1 protein-coding gene is annotated in these 1,164 nt (G+C 71.3%); it reads right to left on the reverse strand.

The window, feature by feature from the left end; translation table 11 throughout:
- Positions 1–1,130, reverse strand: a 1,130-nt coding sequence (locus tag AB0D48_RS37440) for an NAD(P)/FAD-dependent oxidoreductase (RefSeq protein WP_362407852.1), incomplete at its 3' end; no start/stop codon positions are given.
- Positions 1,131–1,164: the final 34 nt, after the last annotated feature.

Consider the following 1,164-nt stretch of genomic DNA (forward strand, 5'->3'; position numbering starts at 1 on the left):
CCGTCCATCGTCTCTTGCCGCTGCGCGATGGCGCCGAACATCTGCTGCATCTCCGGGGTCGGCGGGTCGAGGTTGGCGAAGTCGGCGGTGAACTCGTACATCTCCCGTACGCGCGCGTCGCGGGCCTCCTGGTAGTTCCGCATGGCCTCGTCGAATGGGCGCCGTTCGGTGAGGGTCTCGTCCACGGCCCGGGCGCACAGCTCCGCGTCCCGGAAGGCGTCCTGGATGCCCTGCGCGGTGATGAAGTCCTTGAGGTAGCCGGCGTCCCCGACCAGGGCCCAGCCCGGTCCGTACGGTGTGCGGAAGTAGTTCGGGACCGCGGTCCCGATCAGCCGCTCCACGCGGGTGGCCGAGGCGGTCCGTTCGGCGAGGGAGGGCGCCAGAGCGATGGTGGCCAGGTACTCGGCCTCGGCGTCGGCCCGGTGCGCCTCGGCTTCGCGCATCGGCCAGCCGCAGATGAGCAGGGTCAGGCCGTCGTTCGTGGGCCAGCCCGCGAACGCGCGATAGGGCCGCAAGAAGGCCTCGAAGTGCTCGAACCCGAGCCCCGACCAGTAGGTGTAGTAGCTGGCCTGCAGTTTCGGTTTCTCGGAGTACGGGGCGGCCGCGACGGTCCGCGCGACGAACGAGTGGGCGCCGTCCGCGCCGATCACCACCCGGGCGTGCTCCGTCACCTGGGGGCCTTCGTGTTCGCGGCCCCGGATCCCGGTCACGGTCCCGTCCGCACCCTCGCCGCCGGTCACCAGCTCCTCGACGGAGAAGCCCTCACGCACCTCGGCGCCCGCTTCTGCGGCGGCATCCACGAGGATCTTGTCCAGCACGGTGCGGCGCGGAGCGTACGAGCCGGAGAACCCGTACCCGGCCGGGGAGCCCTCCAGGGTGAGCGGTCCGAGGTCGAACGAATAGGTGGTGATCTCCGGCAGATCGCCGGCGATCACCCGGCTCAGCAGGCCCCAGCGGTCCAGGGCCGCCAGGCCCGGCGGGTGGATCAGGTGCGTGGAGACGGTGTCGCTCGGGAAGCGGGCGCGGTCCACCAGAAGGACCCGGTGGCCCTGGCGGGCCAGCAGCATTGCGGTCGGCGCACCCGCGCAGCGGGCCCCGACGACGATGGCGTCGTAGGTCGTGTTCGTCATGGCGTCACCTGCCGGTCGCTGTTCTTCCACGCTA

The sequence above is a fragment of the Streptomyces sp. NPDC048269 genome, assembly GCF_040652395.1.
Lineage (GTDB): Bacteria > Actinomycetota > Actinomycetes > Streptomycetales > Streptomycetaceae > Streptomyces.